Genomic DNA, 1,072 nt, shown 5'->3' on the forward strand with positions numbered 1-1,072 from the left:
TCGCCGAGCGTCGGCGCAGCCGGCAGATCCAGGTCGGTTCGGTGGCGGTGGGTGGGGACGCGCCGGTGTCGGTGCAGTCGATGACGACGACGCGTACGTCGGATGTGGGTGCGACGTTGCAGCAGATCGCGGAGTTGACGGCGTCGGGTTGTCAGATCGTGCGGGTGGCGTGTCCGACGCAGGATGATGCGGATGCGTTGGCGACGATCGCGCGTAAGTCGCAGATTCCGGTGATCGCGGACATTCACTTCCAGCCGAAGTATGTGTTCGCGGCGATCGAGGCCGGGTGTGCGGCGGTGCGGGTGAATCCGGGCAATATCAAGAAGTTCGATGATCAGGTGCGGGAGATCGCGAGGGCGGCGGCGGATCATGGGACGCCGATCCGGATCGGGGTGAACGCGGGGTCGTTGGACCGGCGGTTGCTGCAGAAGTACGGGAAGGCGACGCCGGAGGCGCTGGTGGAGTCGGCGCTGTGGGAGGCGTCGTTGTTCGAGGAGCATGGTTTCCGGGACATCAAGATCTCGGTGAAGCACAACGATCCGGTGGTGATGATCGAGGCGTACCGGCAGTTGGCGGAGAGGTGTGAGTATCCGTTGCATCTGGGGGTGACGGAGGCGGGTCCGGCGTTCCAGGGGACGGTGAAGTCGGCGGTGGCGTTCGGTGCGCTGTTGTCGCAGGGGATCGGTGACACGATCCGGGTGTCGTTGTCGGCTCCGCCGGTGGAGGAGATCAAGGTCGGTATTCAGATTCTGGAGTCGTTGAATCTGCGGCAGCGGGGTCTGGAGATCGTTTCGTGTCCGTCGTGTGGGCGGGCGCAGGTGGATGTGTACAAGTTGGCGGAGGAGGTCACGGCGGGTCTGACGGGGATGGAGGTGCCGTTGCGGGTCGCGGTGATGGGATGTGTGGTCAATGGTCCCGGTGAGGCGCGGGAGGCCGATCTGGGTGTGGCTTCGGGCAATGGCAAGGGGCAGATCTTTGTGAAGGGTGAGGTGATCAAGACGGTGCCGGAGTCGAAGATCGTCGAGACCCTGATCGAGGAGGCGATGAAGATCGCCGAGCAGATGGAGTCCGA

At 64.3% G+C, this 1,072-nt stretch carries 1 protein-coding gene; it reads left to right on the top strand.

From position 1 onward, the window contains the following. A partial coding sequence (gene ispG, locus ACIRFL_RS43885; RefSeq protein WP_404041394.1) for a flavodoxin-dependent (E)-4-hydroxy-3-methylbut-2-enyl-diphosphate synthase occupies positions 1-1,072 on the top strand: 1,072 nt, incomplete at both ends.

It is taken from the genome of Streptomyces sp. NPDC102462, assembly GCF_044765425.1.
Taxonomy (GTDB): domain Bacteria; phylum Actinomycetota; class Actinomycetes; order Streptomycetales; family Streptomycetaceae; genus Streptomyces.